General features: G+C 69.5%; 16 protein-coding genes. 2 read left to right on the plus strand and 14 right to left on the minus strand.

Features of this window, described 5'->3' with window-relative positions; genetic code table 11:
* Nucleotides 1-88: 88 nt before the first annotated feature.
* Nucleotides 89-1,234: a PH domain-containing protein gene (locus AB0C69_RS20625; protein WP_360355727.1), complete on the minus strand. Its 1,146-nt coding sequence runs from the start codon at nt 1,232-1,234 to the stop codon at nt 89-91.
* Between the two features lie 389 nt (nt 1,235-1,623).
* A complete protein-coding gene (locus tag AB0C69_RS20630) occupies nt 1,624-1,971 on the minus strand; it encodes a PH domain-containing protein (RefSeq protein WP_345179764.1) in 348 nt (115 codons plus the stop codon).
* Nucleotides 1,972-2,362: 391 nt separating this feature from the next.
* On the opposite strand from AB0C69_RS20630, the gene AB0C69_RS20635 reads away from it, so the two are divergent.
* On the plus strand, nt 2,363-3,511 hold the full coding sequence (locus AB0C69_RS20635) for an NADH-quinone oxidoreductase subunit D (protein ID WP_360355731.1): 1,149 nt from the start codon (nt 2,363-2,365) through the stop codon (nt 3,509-3,511).
* Between the two features lie 44 nt (nt 3,512-3,555).
* Here the strand turns inward: AB0C69_RS20635 and AB0C69_RS20640 are convergent, their stop codons facing one another.
* The 11 genes from AB0C69_RS20640 to dacB all read right to left on the minus strand — a co-directional run bounded on the left by AB0C69_RS20640 (nt 3,556) and on the right by dacB (nt 13,916).
* Complete coding sequence (locus tag AB0C69_RS20640; protein ID WP_360355734.1) at nt 3,556-4,068, minus strand: DUF3180 domain-containing protein; 513 nt, start codon at nt 4,066-4,068, stop codon at nt 3,556-3,558.
* Nucleotides 4,065-4,652, minus strand: a complete 588-nt coding sequence (folK, locus tag AB0C69_RS20645) for a 2-amino-4-hydroxy-6-hydroxymethyldihydropteridine diphosphokinase (RefSeq protein WP_360355737.1) — start codon at nt 4,650-4,652, stop codon at nt 4,065-4,067. Before folK ends, AB0C69_RS20640 begins: the two co-directional genes overlap by 4 nt.
* Complete coding sequence (folB, locus tag AB0C69_RS20650) at nt 4,649-5,014, minus strand: dihydroneopterin aldolase (RefSeq protein WP_185028816.1); 366 nt, start codon at nt 5,012-5,014, stop codon at nt 4,649-4,651. The genes folK and folB overlap by 4 nt, the downstream gene beginning before the upstream one ends.
* Nucleotides 5,011-5,448, minus strand: a complete 438-nt coding sequence (locus AB0C69_RS20655) for a nuclear transport factor 2 family protein (protein WP_141580195.1) — start codon at nt 5,446-5,448, stop codon at nt 5,011-5,013. The genes folB and AB0C69_RS20655 overlap by 4 nt, the downstream gene beginning before the upstream one ends.
* Nucleotides 5,445-6,416 (minus strand): dihydropteroate synthase, encoded by a 972-nt coding sequence (folP, locus tag AB0C69_RS20660; protein WP_360355741.1) that lies wholly within the window; start codon nt 6,414-6,416, stop codon nt 5,445-5,447. Before folP ends, AB0C69_RS20655 begins: the two co-directional genes overlap by 4 nt.
* A 158-nt stretch (nt 6,417-6,574) precedes the next feature.
* Nucleotides 6,575-7,180, minus strand: a complete 606-nt coding sequence (gene folE / locus AB0C69_RS20665) for a GTP cyclohydrolase I FolE (protein ID WP_345179801.1) — start codon at nt 7,178-7,180, stop codon at nt 6,575-6,577.
* A 32-nt stretch (nt 7,181-7,212) separates the two neighbouring features.
* Nucleotides 7,213-9,216 (minus strand): ATP-dependent zinc metalloprotease FtsH, encoded by a 2,004-nt coding sequence (gene ftsH, locus AB0C69_RS20670; protein WP_345179752.1) that lies wholly within the window; start codon nt 9,214-9,216, stop codon nt 7,213-7,215.
* A 378-nt stretch (nt 9,217-9,594) separates the two neighbouring features.
* Nucleotides 9,595-10,158, minus strand: a complete 564-nt coding sequence (hpt, locus tag AB0C69_RS20675; RefSeq protein WP_345179751.1) for a hypoxanthine phosphoribosyltransferase — start codon at nt 10,156-10,158, stop codon at nt 9,595-9,597.
* Nucleotides 10,159-10,281: 123 nt separating this feature from the next.
* Entirely contained in the window at nt 10,282-11,280 is a 999-nt protein-coding gene (tilS, locus tag AB0C69_RS20680; RefSeq protein ID WP_360355744.1) for a tRNA lysidine(34) synthetase TilS, read from the minus strand.
* Nucleotides 11,281-11,346: 66 nt separating this feature from the next.
* Nucleotides 11,347-12,456 (minus strand): zinc-dependent metalloprotease, encoded by a 1,110-nt coding sequence (locus AB0C69_RS20685; RefSeq protein WP_345179798.1) that lies wholly within the window; start codon nt 12,454-12,456, stop codon nt 11,347-11,349.
* A 140-nt stretch (nt 12,457-12,596) separates the two neighbouring features.
* On the minus strand, nt 12,597-13,916 hold the full coding sequence (dacB, locus tag AB0C69_RS20690; RefSeq protein ID WP_360355747.1) for a D-alanyl-D-alanine carboxypeptidase/D-alanyl-D-alanine-endopeptidase: 1,320 nt from the start codon (nt 13,914-13,916) through the stop codon (nt 12,597-12,599).
* A 218-nt stretch (nt 13,917-14,134) separates the two neighbouring features.
* Here dacB and AB0C69_RS20695 point away from each other — a divergent pair, with 218 nt between their 5' ends.
* Nucleotides 14,135-14,626 carry an inorganic diphosphatase gene (locus tag AB0C69_RS20695; protein WP_179837865.1) on the plus strand — a complete coding sequence of 164 codons (492 nt, stop codon included), beginning with the start codon at nt 14,135-14,137 and terminating at the stop codon, nt 14,624-14,626.
* A 147-nt stretch (nt 14,627-14,773) separates the two neighbouring features.
* On the opposite strand, the gene AB0C69_RS20700 is transcribed toward AB0C69_RS20695, so the two are convergent.
* Nucleotides 14,774-16,009 carry an NlpC/P60 family protein gene (locus AB0C69_RS20700; RefSeq protein WP_360355751.1) on the minus strand — a complete coding sequence of 412 codons (1,236 nt, stop codon included), beginning with the start codon at nt 16,007-16,009 and terminating at the stop codon, nt 14,774-14,776.
* Nucleotides 16,010-16,460: the final 451 nt, after the last annotated feature.

Below are 16,460 nucleotides of genomic sequence, written 5' to 3' on the forward strand. Positions count from 1 at the left end.
GCCCTCCCCCCTCGGGCGGGCCGACGTGTTCCATCGTCGGAGGACGCCGGGGGGCGCGGGAGGAGAACGCGATCCTGTGGATAAGTCGTCAGCGGGCCCAGTGGGTGGGGTCGCCGCCACCGGCGCGGCGGGCGGCGAGGGCTCGGTTCACGGTGGACTCCACGATCGCGCGGGCCTCGCCCAGCTCGCGGTCCGCCGCGGCCACCTGGACCGGCCCCGGAGGCGCGTCCACGTGGACGGTCGCCAGGCCCAGCAGGCGCTGGAAGGGGTTCACGGTCAGCCGAACGCTCTGCGCACGCGCGTGAGCGATCACATCCGTGCGGCGACAGAGCCATCCGTGCCGGGTCACGAAGACCACGTCGTCGGTGCCGGCGCCGTCCGCGTGCTCGATCGACACGGTCTTGGACGACGCGGGGACGAGAGCGACCGAGTCCACCTGCGTCCCCGGGAAGACCTGCGACACGAGGTGCATGGCGACTTGGCGCGGCGCGACGGGGAGAAGGGTCGACGAGAGCGCTTGGCGCTCGCCCGCGTATCCGGCGACGGTGACGTCGACGCGGGCCCAGCCCAGGCTCCGCCAGATCAACGGTTCGACGATGCTGACGGCCTGGACGCGACCAGGCGGAAGCGTCTGCATCCGGGTCTCCAGCAGGCCGTAGCGCAGGCGGATCCCGTCCGGTGACATCGCGACCGTGAAGTTGGCGTACATGACCAGAGGTGCGATCACGGCTCGGATGAGGCCGAGCAGGACCGGGATGGTGACGGCCAGGATGCCGCCCTCCGCGTACATCACCAGGAAGATGAGCGACGCGAGGAAGAGCAGCACCGTCCCCAGGACGGGCAGCCGCACGATGAGCGACCCCAGCAGAGTGCCGAACGGTACGCGCCACAGGTGCCGTTCAGGCGCTTCCGGAGTTTGGCCCGGGAGCCCGGCCGCGCGGGCGAGGAGTTCGGCACGCAGCTGTTGCGCCGACTGCCGGCCCAGGTAGCGGAGGGCGATTTCGCTCTGCTCGCCCCCTGCCAGCTCCACGCGCACTTCAGAAAGCGCGAACACCCGCGTCACCAGCGGACGCACGACGTCGATGGCCTGGACCCGCGAAAGCGGGATGCGGCGCGCGTTCTTACGGAGGATGCCGGTTTCGACGACGAGGTCGTCGTTGTCGACACGGAAACGCAGGGCAAGCCAGGTCCACAGGCCGGTTCCTACTGCGATCAGTCCCATGGGGATGGTCACGAGGATGAACCTCAGGATCACCTCCGGCGTGAGCGCCAGGGTGATGCCACTGCTGGTCTGGGTCAGCAGCAGAGGGAAGCCGAGCAGGACGAAGTAGATGATGAGGAAGACGAACGCGCGAAGCGGGGCCGTTGCCCAGTGGAGCCTGTGCGTGCCCTCCGAGAAGCGGATCGGTGGGCGTTGCGCCTGGGGCGGTCCGTACGCATACGGCGGACGTGGCGGGCCGAACCCGGGACGGGGCGGCGGGTAGGGCGGCCCCGCAGGGCGACCATAGGGGCCCGCGGGTCCAGGCGGTCCGGGCGGGCCCGGTTGTCCAGGCGGGCCAGGCGGGCCAGGCGGGCCGGGCGGGCCGGATCGTCCAGGCGGGCCATACGGGCCGTAAGGGCCGCTCATAGGCCCATGCCCCGCTCCTCGCCCTTCTGCGCGAGACGGTCACGCAGGAGCGCGGCCTCCGCAGTGGGCAGTCCCGGAATCGTCGCGTCCGTAGCCGCGGCGGCGGTGTGCATGCGGACGGTGGCGACACCCATCCACCGCTCCAGAAGCCCGGCGGTGACGTCCACGAACTGCATCCGCCCGTACGGGACCACGATGAGCCGCCGGACGAGGACGCCGTGGGTCACGATGAGGTCGTCGCCACGCTCGGCGTAGCCGTAGGCCCTGCGGTCCAGCTCCGCGACGACCCAGGTGAGGATGACCCCGAGGACGACGGCGACGACCCACATGGACGCCGCGACCACGGTGCCGTTCCTCCACACGATGAAAGCGCCAACGCCACCCACGGGAATCGCCCACAGGACCGCGGTGAGAAGCCTGTGCCAGGCATGGCGTTTTGAGATGGGCGACCAGTGAAGGCCGGCACCAGGCGCGAAGGCCTGGTCCGCCTGGTAGACGGGCGGCCCCTGCTGCGGCGGGTATGGTGCCCCTGTCTGGCCCTGACCAGGTGGCTGACCGCCGTGGCCCGGACCGGACGGCACGGGCGGACGCACCGCGCCCTGCTGTCCGGGATGCGCGGCGGGATCGAACGGCGGTTCGCCGTGGCTCGCGTTCATTGCCCCCTAGTCAATCGGATAACGACTACCGCTCGCCATGGGACCATGAAGCAGTGATCGGAGTGGCGGAGGCGCGACCATGACCACCGAACGGATCGTCGGGATCGGTGCGGGCGCCAAAGAGCTCGCCACCGAGGACATGACCCTGAACATCGGCCCCCAGCACCCGTCCACGCACGGCGTGCTCCGGCTGAAGCTCACCTTGGACGGCGAACGCATCTCGGCGGCGGAGCCCATCGTGGGCTACATGCACCGGGGAGCGGAGAAGCTGTTCGAGGTCCGCGACTTCCGGCAGATCATCGTCCTGGCGAACCGGCACGACTGGCTGTCGGCGTTCTCCAGCGAACTCGGCGTCGTTCTGGCCGTCGAACGCATGCTCGGCATGGAGGTCCCCCTACGCGCGGTGTGGGCGAGGACGCTGCTGGCAGAGCTGAACCGGATCCTCAACCACCTGATGTTCCTGGGCTCCTACCCGCTGGAAGTGGGCGCCATCACCCCGATCTTCTACGCGTTCCGCGAGCGTGAGGTCCTGCAACGCGTCATGGAGGAGATCTCCGGTGGACGCATGCACTACATGTTCAACCGTGTCGGCGGGCTGAAGGACGAGCTGCCCGCCGGTTGGGCGGCGCGCGCGCGGGCGGCGGTCTCCGAGGTGCGCGCCCGCATGGGCGACATCGACGACCTCATCATGGGCAACGAGATCTTCCGGGCCCGTACCAGGGGGGTCGGCGTCCTCACCCAGGAGCAGATCCTGCAGTACGGGGTGTCCGGGCCCATCGCTCGCGCGTCCGGCGTGGACTTCGACCTGCGCCGGGACGAGCCCTACCTCGCCTACGGCGAACTGGACGTCCGCGTGGTCACCCGGTCGGAGGGCGACTGCCTGGCCCGCTTCGAATGCCTGCTCGACCAGGTGCATGCTTCCCTGGACCTCGCGGACGCCTGCCTGGACCGCCTCGCCGACCTCCCGCCCGGCCCCATCAACCAACGGCTGCCGAAGGTTCTGAAGGTGCCGGAGGGACACACCTACGCCTGGACGGAGAACCCGCTGGGCATCAACGGGTACTACCTGGTGTCGCGGGGCGAGAAGACACCGTGGCGGATGAAACTGCGGTCCGCGTCTTTCAACAACATCCAGGTGCTCGCGGAGTTGCTGCCCGGCACCCTGGTCGCCGACATGATCGCCATTCTGGGCTCGATGTTCTTCGTCGTCGGCGACATCGACAAGTAGCGCGAAGCCCGCAAGTCACCCGGCACCGCGACCCCCGACGGACCTCAGGCCCGGGACGCGCCGGGTTGGTCGCGCTGCTCGTCGTCCGGTCCCTTCGGAACCCGGCACGCGTACTCCAGGAAGAACGCCGCCGCCACCAGCACGATGGCCGCGAGGAAGGTGCCGCCGCTCACGAAGAAGTCGTGGCGGGGCGTCGACTTCTCCAGCGACGCGGAGAGGCTGACGGCGAAGCCGCCGAACACGCCCGCGATGACCGCCGCGGAATGCGCACTGGCCTTCCCCAGGGCCGCCAGGCGCGCCACCGCGAGTGGATCGAGCGGCTTCTGCCTTGGCTTGCGGGCGGAGTCCGCCGCGCGTCCGCTGGAGGGCTTGCGGCGAATGCGGCGCAGGACGTTCAACCCTGTGAAGGCCTCACCGAGGGCGAGCAGCAGCAGCGTCGGCACAGCGGTCCACGGCAGCGGGGGCAGCGACAGGTAGGCAGAACGCAGCACCGCCCAGGTGATGACCCCTATGACGACCACGAGGGCGACGAGGAACAGGGGGCGGGACGGCTTCATGCAGGCTGCTGCAGAACCAGGTCGTCACGCCGGCGGCACGCCGACGGGCCGCCCTCCGCCTGCTTGGCCTCGGCCAGGTCTCCCACGCGACCGTGCCCGGCCAGCAGCACGTCGGGCTCGATGTCGGCCCACGGGACGAGGACGAACGCGCGCTCGTGCGCGCGCGGGTGCGGGAGCGTCAGATCGGGGTCGTCGGACGTGATGTCGCCGAAGGTCACGATGTCGATGTCGAGGGTGCGGGGACCCCAGCGGACCAGGCGTTCGCGGCGCATCGAGTTCTCGATGTTCAGGACCCGCTCCAGCAGGTTCTCCGGGGGCAGCCGCGTGTCGGCGATGAGCACGATGTTCAGGAAGTCGCCCTGCTCCGGGATGCTCTCCCCGGGCGGCGCATAGGGGGCGGTCTCGTAGACCGGGGAGAACGCCACGAAACTCAGCCCTGGCGCGTCGAACAGGGCGTCGACCGCCTCCTGGATGTTGTCCAGCCGGTCCCCGAGATTGCTGCCGATCGAGAACACGACACGGTGCTGGACCAGCATGTGCCCACCGGTGGCGGTGCGGTCGGGCATGCGGTCGGACGCTGTCATGGGCGACTCCTCGTGATCTTCACGGCGACGTCGGCGAAGGGGTGCGGGATCGGGGCGCTCGGCTTGTGGACGGTGATCTCGACCTCGGACACCAGTCGATCTTCCAGACATATCTTCGCCAGCCGGTCGGCCAGCGTTTCCAGGAGGTTCAGGGGCTCCCCCTCCACGGCGGCGACCAGCCGGCCGGCGAGCGTTCCGTAGTCGACGGTACGCGAGAGGTCGTCGCCTTCCGCGGCGGGGCGCGTGTCGAGGCCGAGGACGGCGTCCACGACGAACTCCTGGCCCAGGTCGCGCTCGGCAGGCAGGCACCCGTGGCGGCCCCGCGCCCGAAGCCCGCGCAACTCGATGCGGTCGAGAGTCATTCTTCCTCTGCATCCACGACGTTGAGGACGGGGGAGCCGTGGTGAAGCAGAAGCCGCCACTCCCCACCCGCCCGTACGAACACGTTCGTCGCCACGATGCTTCCACCGGCGAGGAACCCTGCTTCGGTGTCCTCGTCGGCGGTCAGGATGTTCTCCTTGCACGTCACCACGGCGTGGTCGCCGTACACGTCCGTCTCCACGTCGGTGAGCACGAACTGGATGTAGGACGTGTTGGCCATGATGAGCGCCCACGAGCGCAGGACAGCCTCTCGTCCCCGCAGCATCGTCCAGCCGGGGTGGACGCAGGAGACGCCGTCGGCGTACGGGCCGTCCGCCCAGACCGCCGACATGCGGTCGAAGTCACCGGCCTCGAACGCGGCGTAGAACTCGGCATGGACCTCGTCCACGTCGGCGCGGTTCACGGCACGGCTCATAGGCGGGGACTCCCGTCGTCGTTACTGGCGTCGTCGTTGCTGTCCTTGGTAGCGCTGTCCTTGATAGCACTGCCTTTGCTCGCGCTTTCCTGGCTCACGCTGTCGGGGCCGGCCAGACGCGCCCCGCGCATCGCGGCCGCCACCCGTACCGCGTCCGCGTTGGGCCGGACCCTGTGCACCCTTACGCACCATGCCCCGGCGGCCGCAACGAGAGACGTGATGGCCACGGTCGCGTCATCGCATTCGCCGAACGGACGGCGCGTCCCGTCCGGTTCCGCAAGGAGCCGCGTCAGGAACCCCTTGCGGGACGCGCCCACCAGGACGGGGTAGCCGAGACCAGTGAACGCGTCGAGATGGGCAAGCAGCGACCAGTTGTGCCCCGTCTCCGGGTTCTTGGCGAAGCCCAGCCCAGGGTCGAGCACGATCATCGACGGATCGACGCCCTCCCCCAGCACGGCGTCGACCCTGTGCAGCAGTTCGTCGCGCACCTCACGAACCACGTCCGTGTAGATGGCGCGGTTGTACATGTCATGGCTGTGGCCGCGCCAGTGCATCACCACGTAGGGCACGCCCGCGGCGGCCACCACGCGCGGCATATCCGGGTCGGCCAAGCCGCCGCTCACGTCGTTCACCAGCCGCGCGCCCGCGCCGACCGCGGCCTCGGCGACCTCGGCGCGCATGGTGTCGACGCTCACGGGGACGTTCTCGGCCACGAGCGCCTCAATGACCGGAACCACGCGGCGCAGTTCCTCTTCCTGGGACACACGCTGCGCACCGGGCCGCGTCGACTCGCCGCCCACGTCCACGATGTCGGCGCCCTCGCCCACGAGATCGAGCCCGTGGCGGACCGCCTTCTCCGGGTCGAACCAGGCTCCGCCGTCGGAGAAGGAGTCGGGGGTCACGTTGACCACGCCCATGACGAGGCACCGCCCTGGCTCGGGCAGCCCCGGAACGGCGGCACTGGTCATGTCACCCAACCCTATGCCTTGCGATCGACCCGCCGGAGCGGCCCTCCAACCGCCTCATCCGTCCGGCATACCCTCTCCGGAAGCAGCAGAACGGGCCTCAGCTTGACGCTGAGGCCCGTTCAGACGTTCAGGCGGACTCGAAGGAGCCCGAGTGCCCGTCAGCGGCCGAGAATCAGGCTCATCGCCTCGGACCGCGTCTCGGGGTGGTCCCGGAAGTCGCCGCGCACCGCCGACGTCACCGTCTTGGCGCCCGGCTTCCGCACCCCGCGCATCGTCATGCACAGATGCTCGGCCTCGATCACCACGATCGCGCCGCGGGGCTCCAGCACCGTCATCATCGCGTCGGCCACCTGGCTGGTGAGGCGCTCCTGCACCTGCGGCCGGCGGGCGTACACGTCCACCAGCCGCGCCAGCTTCGACAGACCGGTGATCTGGCCCTTCTTGTTGGGCGTGTAGCCCACGTGCGCGACCCCGTGGAAAGGCACCAGGTGATGCTCGCAAACGGAGTACACCTCGATGTCCTTCACCAGGACCATTTCCTCATGGTCGGCGTCGAACACCGTGGTGAGCGCGTCCTCGGGCTTCTGGCGCAGGCCCGCGAACTGCTCGGCGTACGCGCGCGCCACCCTGGCTGGGGTGTCGCGCAGCCCGTCGCGCTCGGGGTCCTCCCCGATGCCGATCAGGATCTCGCGCACGGCCTTCTCGATGCGCGCGTGGTCGAAACGCCCGCCGTGCAGGGTCTCGCCCGGCGGGTCGTTCTCGATCGGCGCCTCGTCGTACGGGATCGCCAAGGCCGTCAGCTCTCGCCCGGGGCCGGGTCGACGGCCTCAGAGGTGACGCCGCTCTGGCCGTTGTTCTTGGTCAGGTCGGCGACGTCCTGCGGGCCGAGCAGGGCCAGCTCCTTGGGCGTGAGCACCGGCGGGCGGTCGGACGGGAGGCGCTTGCCGTAGCCGGTGTAGGAGTTCTGGTGCGGCCGCTTCTGGATCGGCGCGAAGATCTCCAGCACCTGCTGCTTGGACAGCGTCTCCTTCTCCATCAGGTTGACGACGAGCTCGTCCAGGACGTCCCGGTACTCGACGAGGATCTCCCACGCGGTGTCGTGCGCGCCCTCGATGTAGCGCCGGACCTCGTCGTCGATCGCGGAGGCGATGTCCTCGGAGTAGTCGCGCTCGTGGCCCATGTCGCGGCCGAGGAAGACCTCGCCCTGCCCGGTGCCGAACTTGCGCGCGCCGAGGCGCTCGCTCATGCCGTACTCGGTCACCATGTTGCGGGCGATGGAGCTGGCCTTCTCGATGTCGTTGGCCGCGCCGGTGGTCGGCTCGTGGAAGACCAGTTCCTCGGCGGTGCGGCCGCCCAGCAGCATGGCGAGCTGGTCGGTCATCTCCGAACGGGTCGTGAGGAACTTGTCCTCCATCGGGAGGGTCATGGTGTAACCCAGGGCCCGTCCGCGCGGAAGGATCGTCACCTTGTGCACCGGGTCGGAGTTCGGCAGCGCGTGAGCCACCAGGGCGTGGCCGCCCTCGTGGTAGGCGATGATCTTCTTTTCCTTCTCCGACATCACCCGGGTCTTGCGCTCCGGACCGGCCATGACGCGGTCGATGGACTCCTCCAGGGTGTCCATGTCGATCAGCTTGCGGTCGAAGCGCGCGGTGAGCAGCGCCGCCTCGTTGATCACGTTGGCCAGGTCGGCGCCGGTGAAGCCCGGCGTGCGGCGCGCGATCACGTCGAGGTCGACGTCCTGCGCGAACGGCTTGCCGCGGCCGTGCACGCGCAGGATGCCCTTGCGGCCCTCCAGGTCGGGACGGTCCACGGTGACCTGGCGGTCGAAGCGGCCGGGACGCAGCAGCGCCGGGTCGAGGATGTCGGGACGGTTCGTCGCGGCGATCAGGATCACGCCGCCCTTGACGTCGAACCCGTCCATCTCGACCAGCAGCTGGTTGAGGGTCTGCTCGCGCTCGTCGTGGCCGCCGCCGAGGCCCGCGCCGCGGTGCCGGCCGACGGCGTCGATCTCGTCGATGAAGATGATCGAGGGGGCGTTGGTCTTGGCCTGCTCGAACAGGTCGCGGACCCGGGACGCGCCCACGCCGACGAACATCTCGACGAAGTCCGAGCCGGAGATCGAGTAGAACGGCACGCCCGCCTCGCCGGCGACGGCGCGCGCCAGCAGCGTCTTGCCGGTGCCGGGCGGGCCGTACAGCAGCACACCCTTGGGGATCTTGGCGCCGATGGACTGGAACTTCGCCGGGTTCTGCAGGAAGTCCTTGATCTCTTCGAGCTCCTCCAGGGCCTCGTCGGCCCCGGCCACGTCGGCGAAGGTGGTCTTCGGGGTGTCCTTGGTGATGAGCTTGGCCTTGGACTTGCCGAAGTTCATCACCCGCGAGCCGCCGCCCTGCATCTGGTTCATGATGAACAGGAAGATCAGCACGATGACCACGATGGGCAGCAGGCTGAACAGCAGGTTCAGGAAAAAGCTCTGCTTCGGGACATCAACGTTGTAGCCGCCGGACAGCTTGCCGGCGTTGGCCTGGTTCTGAAGCTGCTGCTGCAGCTGGAGGCCCTGGCCCTCGACCCAGGAGGCCTGCTGCTGCTTGCCGTTGGTGAGCGTCAGCTCGATCCGCTGGTCCTTGTCAATGATCTTGGCGGACTTCACCTGGCCCGCGTTGATCTCCTGGACGACCTTGGATGTGTCGACCTTCTCGAACGAACGGCCGGGGTTGACGCCCCACATGACGAGGGCGACCAAGAGGCCGAACAGCAGGATCCACAGCAGCGGCCCGCGAAAATAGCGCTTCACGTCCATTTATCCGGTTACCCCGTAGGGGCCCGTCCCTCCTGACCAACTCTGTGTGCGATCCTCGCCCGTCCCTGGGGACGGACGCCACTGCGACCAACAATGCGACCAACGGGAAGGCCCGTCGCCCGGGGCTCCGGTCCCACCGTGGCGGCTTCCCTCATATGGCTTCCCGAACCCAGGGTCCGGGACACCGACGGTACACCGCAGGCGTAGGAGACGCAGCCGACGCCGTTCTCCCGCATCCCTTGCCTATACCCGTCAACGACCTTTGCAACGATTCGTCACGGTCCCTTGTTCCCTGGGGGCGTTGGTGCGCCTCCGGCCGGCGTGGACATGTCCGGGCGATCCGGGCCTCCCCGCACCTGCCGGCAACCTCCTGGACGCTCAGGCTCCGTCCCCGCCGTACACGTGCGGGGCCAGGGTCCCGACGAAGGGCAGGTTCCGGTACCGCTCCGCATAGTCGAGCCCGTAGCCGATGACGAACTCGTTCGGGATGTCGAAGCCGATGTACTTCACGTCGAGTTCGGTCGTGACGGCCTCCGGCTTGCGCAGCAGCGCGCAGATCTCCAGCGAGGCGGGGTTGCGCGAGCGCAGATTGCTCACCAGCCACGACAGCGTCAGGCCCGAGTCGACGATGTCCTCCACGATCAGGACGTGCCGGTCGAGGATGTCGGTGTCGAGGTCCTTCAGGATGCGGACGACGCCGGAGGACTTCGTGCCCGAGCCGTAGGACGACACGGCCATCCAGTCCATGGAGGCGGGCGAGTGCAGCGCCCGCGCCAGGTCGGCCATGATCATGACGGCACCCTTGAGGACCCCGACGAGCAGCAGGTCCCTGCCCGCGTAGTCGGCGTCGATCTGCGAAGCGAGCTCGCGCACCTTGGCCTGCAGGTCGTCCTCGGAAATCAGCACCTTCGCCAGGTCGTTGCCCAGGTCCTTCTCGTCCACAACCCCACCTCATAGCTCAGACCTCGCCCGTCCGGTGGGACGGACGTCGGACGGACACCGCCGCGCGCCGTTCGGGCAGTGCGCGGCGGACGCGGCACGTGATGATCCGCACACACCGCGACGTCAAACCGGGCCGAACAGCAGCTTTCCAGACCTCCTGAAGGCGCGCAGCCCCCCGGGCAGATCCACGTGCCGCTGGCCGTGCCAGGCCGTGACCAGCCGATCCACTGCATCGATATGGACCGCCGCGAGCGTACCCGGTGGGCTGCCGGCCCTGACCGCCGCCGTCCGCAGCACCCTGGTGCGGACGGCTCTGGGCAGCCCTGCGAGCCCTTCCAGGCGGACCGCCACCGTGTAACCGTCTTCGGAGGCCTCCAAGTCGGAGTAGGCGCGAGCGCTCATCTCGTCTAGGGCGTCGGCGTCGTCGCGCAGCATCCTCGCCGTCCGCGCCAGTGCTTCGGCCACTCCCGGGCCGAGCGCCTCCTCCAGAGCGGGAAGGGCCTCGTGCCGGACGCGCACGCGCGCGAAGGCACGGTCGATGTTGTGGGGGTCGTCCCAGGGGTCCAGGCCCATGGCTTTGCAGGCGCGGCGCGTGGTGGCGCGATCCAGTCCCAGCAAGGGCCTTAGGTAGAGGACGCCACTGGAGCGTCTGAAAGTGGCGGGCATGCCGGCCAGCGAGCGGGCCCCCGAACCACGCGCCAGCCCGAGCAGGACGGTTTCGGCTTGGTCGTCTTGCGTGTGACCAAGCAAGACGCCCGTAGCGCCGAATCGATGAGCGGCACCGTCCAGGGCTGTGTATCGGGCGTCCCGGGCTGCGTTCTCTGGGCCGCCTGGTCCGTCGACAGTGACCGCGACAGATCCCGCTGGGTCGAGACCAAGGCCGACCATGGTTCGGACCACCTCGTCGGCACGCTTGTCCGAGCCGTCCTGCAGGCCATGGTCGATGGTGATGCCTCCGGCCCGACGCCCTGCCCTGGGCGCTTCGAAGGCCAGCGCCCCAGCGAGCGCCAGCGAATCAGCGCCCCCGCTGCATGCGGCCAGCACCATCGCGCCCTCAGGCACGTCGGCGAGCACCCGGCGCACCGCGAGACGCACCGCTGCCACAGCCGGATCAGGGCCCATGGCAAACGTCTACCATCACACGGCGTCGCACGCCCAAGGCGGGCAAAGCCTCAGGGTCGCTGTGGGTCAGGCCTCGTTGGCCTTCGGCGGAGCATCGATGGCGCGTGTGCCGACGACCCTGCTCATCCACAGCGTGGGTTCCTTGATTTCGTCGTGGCTCGGGAGCGTCTCCGGCGACTGCCAGACCTGGTTGAAGCCGCTCATACCGACCTCGGTGACGACCCTCCGCACGAACCGCGACCCCTCCGCGTACTGCTTCATCTTCAGGTCGATGCCGAGCAGGCGCCGGATCGTCTTGTCGAGCTTGGAGCCGCCCGAGCGCCGTCCCTGGAAACGCGACCGGATCTGCTGGACGGACGGCACCACCTCGGGGCCCACGGCGTCCATGACGTAGTCGCCGTGCCCTTCGACAAGCGTCATCACGGCGGTGAGGCGGTCGAGGATCTCCCGCTGCTCAGGCGTCTGGATCGCGTCGATGAGGTTGGAGTCACCGCCGCGTACGGCGTCGGCGACGGCCTCGGCCGCGTCCCGGATGCGGTCCAGCATCATGCCGGGGTCGAGGTCGGACGCGAGGAGGAACTTGGTCATCTGGTCCTGGACGTACTCGCGCAGCCAGGGGACGCCGGTGAACTGGGCGCGGTGCGTCTCCTCGTGCAGGCAGACCCAGAGGCGGAAGTCACGCGACTCCACACCGAGCTCCTGCTCCACATGGACGATGTTGGGCGCGACCAGAGTCAGCCGCCCTGTCGGCGCACGCCCGGACGGGTCCGGCGGCAGGAACAGCTCGTACTGCCCCAGGACGCGGCTCGCCATGTACGCCAGGATGGCGCCCACCTGCATGCCCGTGACGCGAGAACCGACCGCCTGGACGACGACGTTGCCCGCCCCACCGAGGGGGCCGCCGTTCCCCTTCGCGGACATCTGCTCCATGAGCGGCTCCAGCACCACCCGGAAACCGTCCACGTTGGCACGGATCCAGCCGGGCCTGTCCACGATCGTCGCAGGGTCGGGGTCGAGCTCGGACGCCATCCCGGTGAAGTCCCGGACGTGCCCGTGGGCGATCTTCGACAGGTCGCGCAGCTCCTTGACGACCTCACGGGCCTCGGCATGGGTGACCTGCGGCCCGGGCCTGACGAGCCGGGTGCCGGCCTGGACCGCCAGGTTCCAGTCGATCATTGAGGCGCTCATGTCACCACCGTACGTTCGGAACGCGGCGCCGGAGCGCCCTGCTTGGTCGTTCAACGAACAACCGTTCTGGTTATCTCCCGTACGGGCGCCCCCACACCCGCGCCGCGGCTCGGGTGTGGGGCCTCAGATCAGCCGCATCCGCAGGTGGCCACCGCTGCGGCGAGCTGGTCGAGCTTGCCGGGGTCGACCGGTCCCTTGCCATCTCCTGCCATGAACGCGAAGGCGAGCAGGCGCCCGTCCGCGTCGTAGGCGAGTCCGGCCAGGGTGCTGACGCCCGCCAAGGTGCCGGTCTTGGCGCGCACCATCCCCGCGCCTCCCTGGCTGGCCGTGACGGTGTAGCGGGGCGGGCTCAACGTCCCGGAGAACCCTGCGATGGGCAGGCCGGTGATGACCGGGCGCAGCTTCGGATGGTCTCCGCCCGCGGCGAGAGAGACGATCCGGGCCAGCGCGATGGGCGAGATGCGGTTGAGCGGCGACAACCCACTGCCGTCGTTGACCGAGACTCCCTCGGCCACGCCCAACCCAGCGAGAACCTGCCGGACGGCCTGCGCGGCATCGGCGAATGTCGCGGGACGTCCCAGATTGATGGCCACCTGGCGGGCCACCGCCTCGGCCACGTCGTTGTCGCTGTCGGTCAGCAGATGCTCCACGAGCGCGGACAACGGCGGCGACTGGACGGCGCCGAGTTGCGCAGCCCCCTTACCAGCGATGGTCGAACGTCCGGCCCTGGCACTGACCCCGTTCTTGGACAGCAGGCGCGCGAACTCCCTGGCCGCAGCGGAAGGCGGGTCCGAAACCCGTGTCTTGCTGGACGGGTCCGATGGCGCTACACGTCCCTCATCGACGGTCAAGGCGCTGACAGGCGCCACCTCGCCGTCGGGCAGATAGTTGGGTTTCCAACCCGCAGCCGTTCGGGGCCCCTGGTAGGCGGACGAGTCGTAGTCCACGCGCACCTGGCCCGTGCCAGACGTCTTCAGGGCCGCAGCCGTCTGGCGGGCGAGATCCGCAAGCGACGCATAGGGCGGGTGGTCGGCTCCGGCACGCGGCGGCAACGCCGTCAGGGTAGGATCCCCGCCTCCGACCAGAATGATCCCGTCGCCGGCGCCGCGCACGACCCGGGTGGTGATCCGGTGGCCCGGCCCGGCCGAGGCCAGCGCCGCCACCGACGTCGCCAGCTTCGTCGTCGAGGCCGGGGTGGCGGGCTGCCCGGCGCGCAGCTCGTACAGCGGCCGCCGGGTCTCCGCGTCGACGACCACCGCGTTTATCTTCGCCTGCGGTCCCCCGATCAGCGCGGACAGCCGCCCCGCCAGGGCGGACGGGTCGGGCGGACGGCCCGACCCGGGCTCCGCGGCGGGGATCGCGGCGGACGACGGCGCGATCCGCACCAGGTCGCGCGCCGCCACGCTGGGCGGTTGCGGCGACAGGCGGCGGTCGGGTGTGAGTTTCACCACTGCCAGACCTGCGGCGACGGCGAAAACGTTAAGGAGGGACAGCGACAGGACTGCGAGGGCCCGGCCCCGTCCAGGCACGTGACCGCCCCTCTCCCACTCAGCACTCACCAACGTGCGACATCCTTATACAGGGGAACACTCACCTGTGGTGCCGGCCTCGCCCACAGGCTCCCGAAAGACTATTCACTGCGAGCGCGCAGGGAGCGGAGGACATCTTGGATTTCGACGTCACGATTGAGATCCCGAAGGGTCAGCGGAACAAGTACGAGGTGGACCACGAGAGCGGCCGCATCCGGCTCGACCGCATGCTCTTCACCTCCACGCAGTATCCGGCCGACTACGGCTTCGTCGAGGACACCCTCGGCGAGGACGGCGACCCCCTGGACGCCCTGGTCCTGCTCCAGGAACCGACGTTCCCCGGCTGCCTCATCCGCTGCCGCGCCGTGGGCATGTTCCGCATGACCGACGAGGCCGGCGGCGACGACAAGGTCCTGTGCGTCCCCGCCACCGACCCCCGCATGGAGCACCTGCGCGACATCCACCACGTCGCCGAGTTCGACCGGCTGGAGATCCAGCACTTCTTCGAGGTCTACAAGGACCTGGAGCCCGGCAAGTCCGTCGAAGGCGCCAGCTGGGTGGGCCGCGTGGAGGCCGAGCAGGAGATCGAGCGTTCCTTCAAGCGCGCCTCCGACCAGGGCGGCCACTGAGCCGTCTCCGGCCCGTGCGGCCGGCCGGGCCGTGCGGAGTCGCGGACGGCACCGACCCGCTCCCTGCCGCCCACGCGACGCTCGCGACGAACCCTTCTGTAGGACTCCTGCAGGAGGGTTCTCGCTTTGTACGGGGGTTGGGCTCTATCAGCCCGCAGGGCGTGTGGCACCGATCAGGTCGTGCCGGTGGATGCTCGCTATGCGCACCCGTGCACCGGTGTAGGGCGCTTCCACCATGCGTCCATCGCTGAGGTAGAGCCCGACGTGGTGGATCGTGGCGGGGTCGGAGCGATTGGTCGCGAAGAAGACCAGGTCACCTGCGCGCAGTCTGCTGATGGGAATGTGCGGTCCGGACGTCCACTGGGTGCCCGTCCAGTGGTCGAGCCGCACACCCGCCTTGTTCCACGCGTACATGGTCAGGCCTGAGCAGTCGAAGCCGACCGTCCCGGCGCCCTGATCGATGCCGTAGGTCGGCCCGTCCATGTCGCCCCCGCCCCAGGAGTAGGGCGTGCCGAGCCACTTGAGCGCCGCCTCGACCGCGATGGCACCGCGCGCCTCTGGTGGCACCTCCTTCGGAACGGGGAAATCCGAACGGAACTTGCGCGTCTGCGCCTTCTCCCGCGCTCGTTCCCGCGCACGTTCCCGCGCGCGCTTGACTTCCGCAGCATGCGCCTGGGCCTTACCAAGCTTGTGTTCCAGACGGCGCTTATCCGTCTCGATGCGCTGGACGGCCTCCTGTTGGGTGGCCACAGCGTCCTGTGCGAGCCGTTTGGCCTCGTCGGCGCGCCTCGTGGCTGCGCCTTGCTCGTCCAGCGCGGTCTTCGCCTGGCGGCGGAAGACGTCCGCAACCGTCTTGGAGGCCTCGACCCGGCGGAACATGGCGGTCCGCCGTTCGGCGAGCATCTTCACCATGCCCGCGCGGTCCATGAAGCCCTGGGGCCCGCCTTCCCCCGCGACCGCCGAGGACATCGGGTCGTAGCCGGTGTTGTCCTGGTAGACCTGCGCGGCGAACGCCGCCAGTTCGGCTCTGGCCTGCTCCACTCTCCGGTCCGCCTCGGCGAGCCTCCCTTGGACGTCCCTGTACGTCTCCTGCGCGCGCCGCAGTTGCACGAGTTCCCCGTTGTAGCGCTCCACGGCGGCCTCTGCGGTGACGGCGAGCCTGTCGAGTTCGCCGTCGGCCTGGGCGAGCATGGCCTTCGTCCGCCCGACCTCGGCCGCCTGCTCCCTGACGTCGCGTTCGCTCCGTTCGACGTCCTTCGCGCTAGGGCCGGGCGGGTCGGACGGGCGGGCGGACGCGCCCGGCACCAGCACGCTCATGCCGATCGCGAAGCCGGAGGTGAGAGTGACCAACCGCAGTGCCCTGCCGGCGGAAGGCAGGGTCACGCGACGGCGACGTAGCTCGGGTGCGCCAGGTGCCATGATCACGTCCTCCCCGCCCGCGTTACCGCCTAGCGCAAATGATCAGCTACGAAGCGTAGTTGACTCGGGAAAAGGCAGGTAGAAACGCCACGCGGTGGCGGTCCGCAACGGAGGAAGGTCAGTCGCCGGGCGTCAGGTGCTGAGCGCAGGCCGCCACGTGACGTGGACCAGAGGCCCGCCGGGTCGGAACGTGACTGTGCTTTCTCCGTGGGACTTCTGCCCCCGTGAGACGTGCACATGGACGGTCACGCTCTGCCCGGCTGCAAGACGCCCATAAGCCGGACTGACTGCGAGAGGGCCTCGGCTCCTCGCCTTCCAGGCCACTGGGTTGCCCTCTCTAACCGTCCGGCTGGTCCGCCAGGGCGCGGACGGCCTCCTGCCCGAGCGCCGAGGCGTACACGCGCAGATCGTCGAC

The organism is Actinomadura sp. NPDC048032 (assembly GCF_040653175.1).
GTDB lineage: Bacteria > Actinomycetota > Actinomycetes > Streptosporangiales > Streptosporangiaceae > Spirillospora > Spirillospora verrucosospora.

Bases quoted from the DNA above. Each gene is read 5' to 3' on its own strand.
- AB0C69_RS20635 (WP_360355731.1), top strand. From the start codon at position 2,363: ATGACCACCGAACGGATCGTCGGGATCGGTGCGGGCGCCAAAGAGCTC.
- AB0C69_RS20640 (WP_360355734.1), bottom strand. From the start codon at position 4,068: ATGAAGCCGTCCCGCCCCCTGTTCCTCGTCGCCCTCGTGGTCGTCATA.
- folK (WP_360355737.1), bottom strand. From the start codon at position 4,652: ATGACAGCGTCCGACCGCATGCCCGACCGCACCGCCACCGGTGGGCAC.
- folB (WP_185028816.1), bottom strand. From the start codon at position 5,014: ATGACTCTCGACCGCATCGAGTTGCGCGGGCTTCGGGCGCGGGGCCGC.
- AB0C69_RS20655 (WP_141580195.1), bottom strand. From the start codon at position 5,448: ATGAGCCGTGCCGTGAACCGCGCCGACGTGGACGAGGTCCATGCCGAG.
- folP (WP_360355741.1), bottom strand. From the start codon at position 6,416: ATGACCAGTGCCGCCGTTCCGGGGCTGCCCGAGCCAGGGCGGTGCCTC.
- ftsH (WP_345179752.1), bottom strand. From the start codon at position 9,216: ATGGACGTGAAGCGCTATTTTCGCGGGCCGCTGCTGTGGATCCTGCTG.
- tilS (WP_360355744.1), bottom strand. From the start codon at position 11,280: ATGGGCCCTGATCCGGCTGTGGCAGCGGTGCGTCTCGCGGTGCGCCGG.
- AB0C69_RS20685 (WP_345179798.1), bottom strand. From the start codon at position 12,456: ATGATCGACTGGAACCTGGCGGTCCAGGCCGGCACCCGGCTCGTCAGG.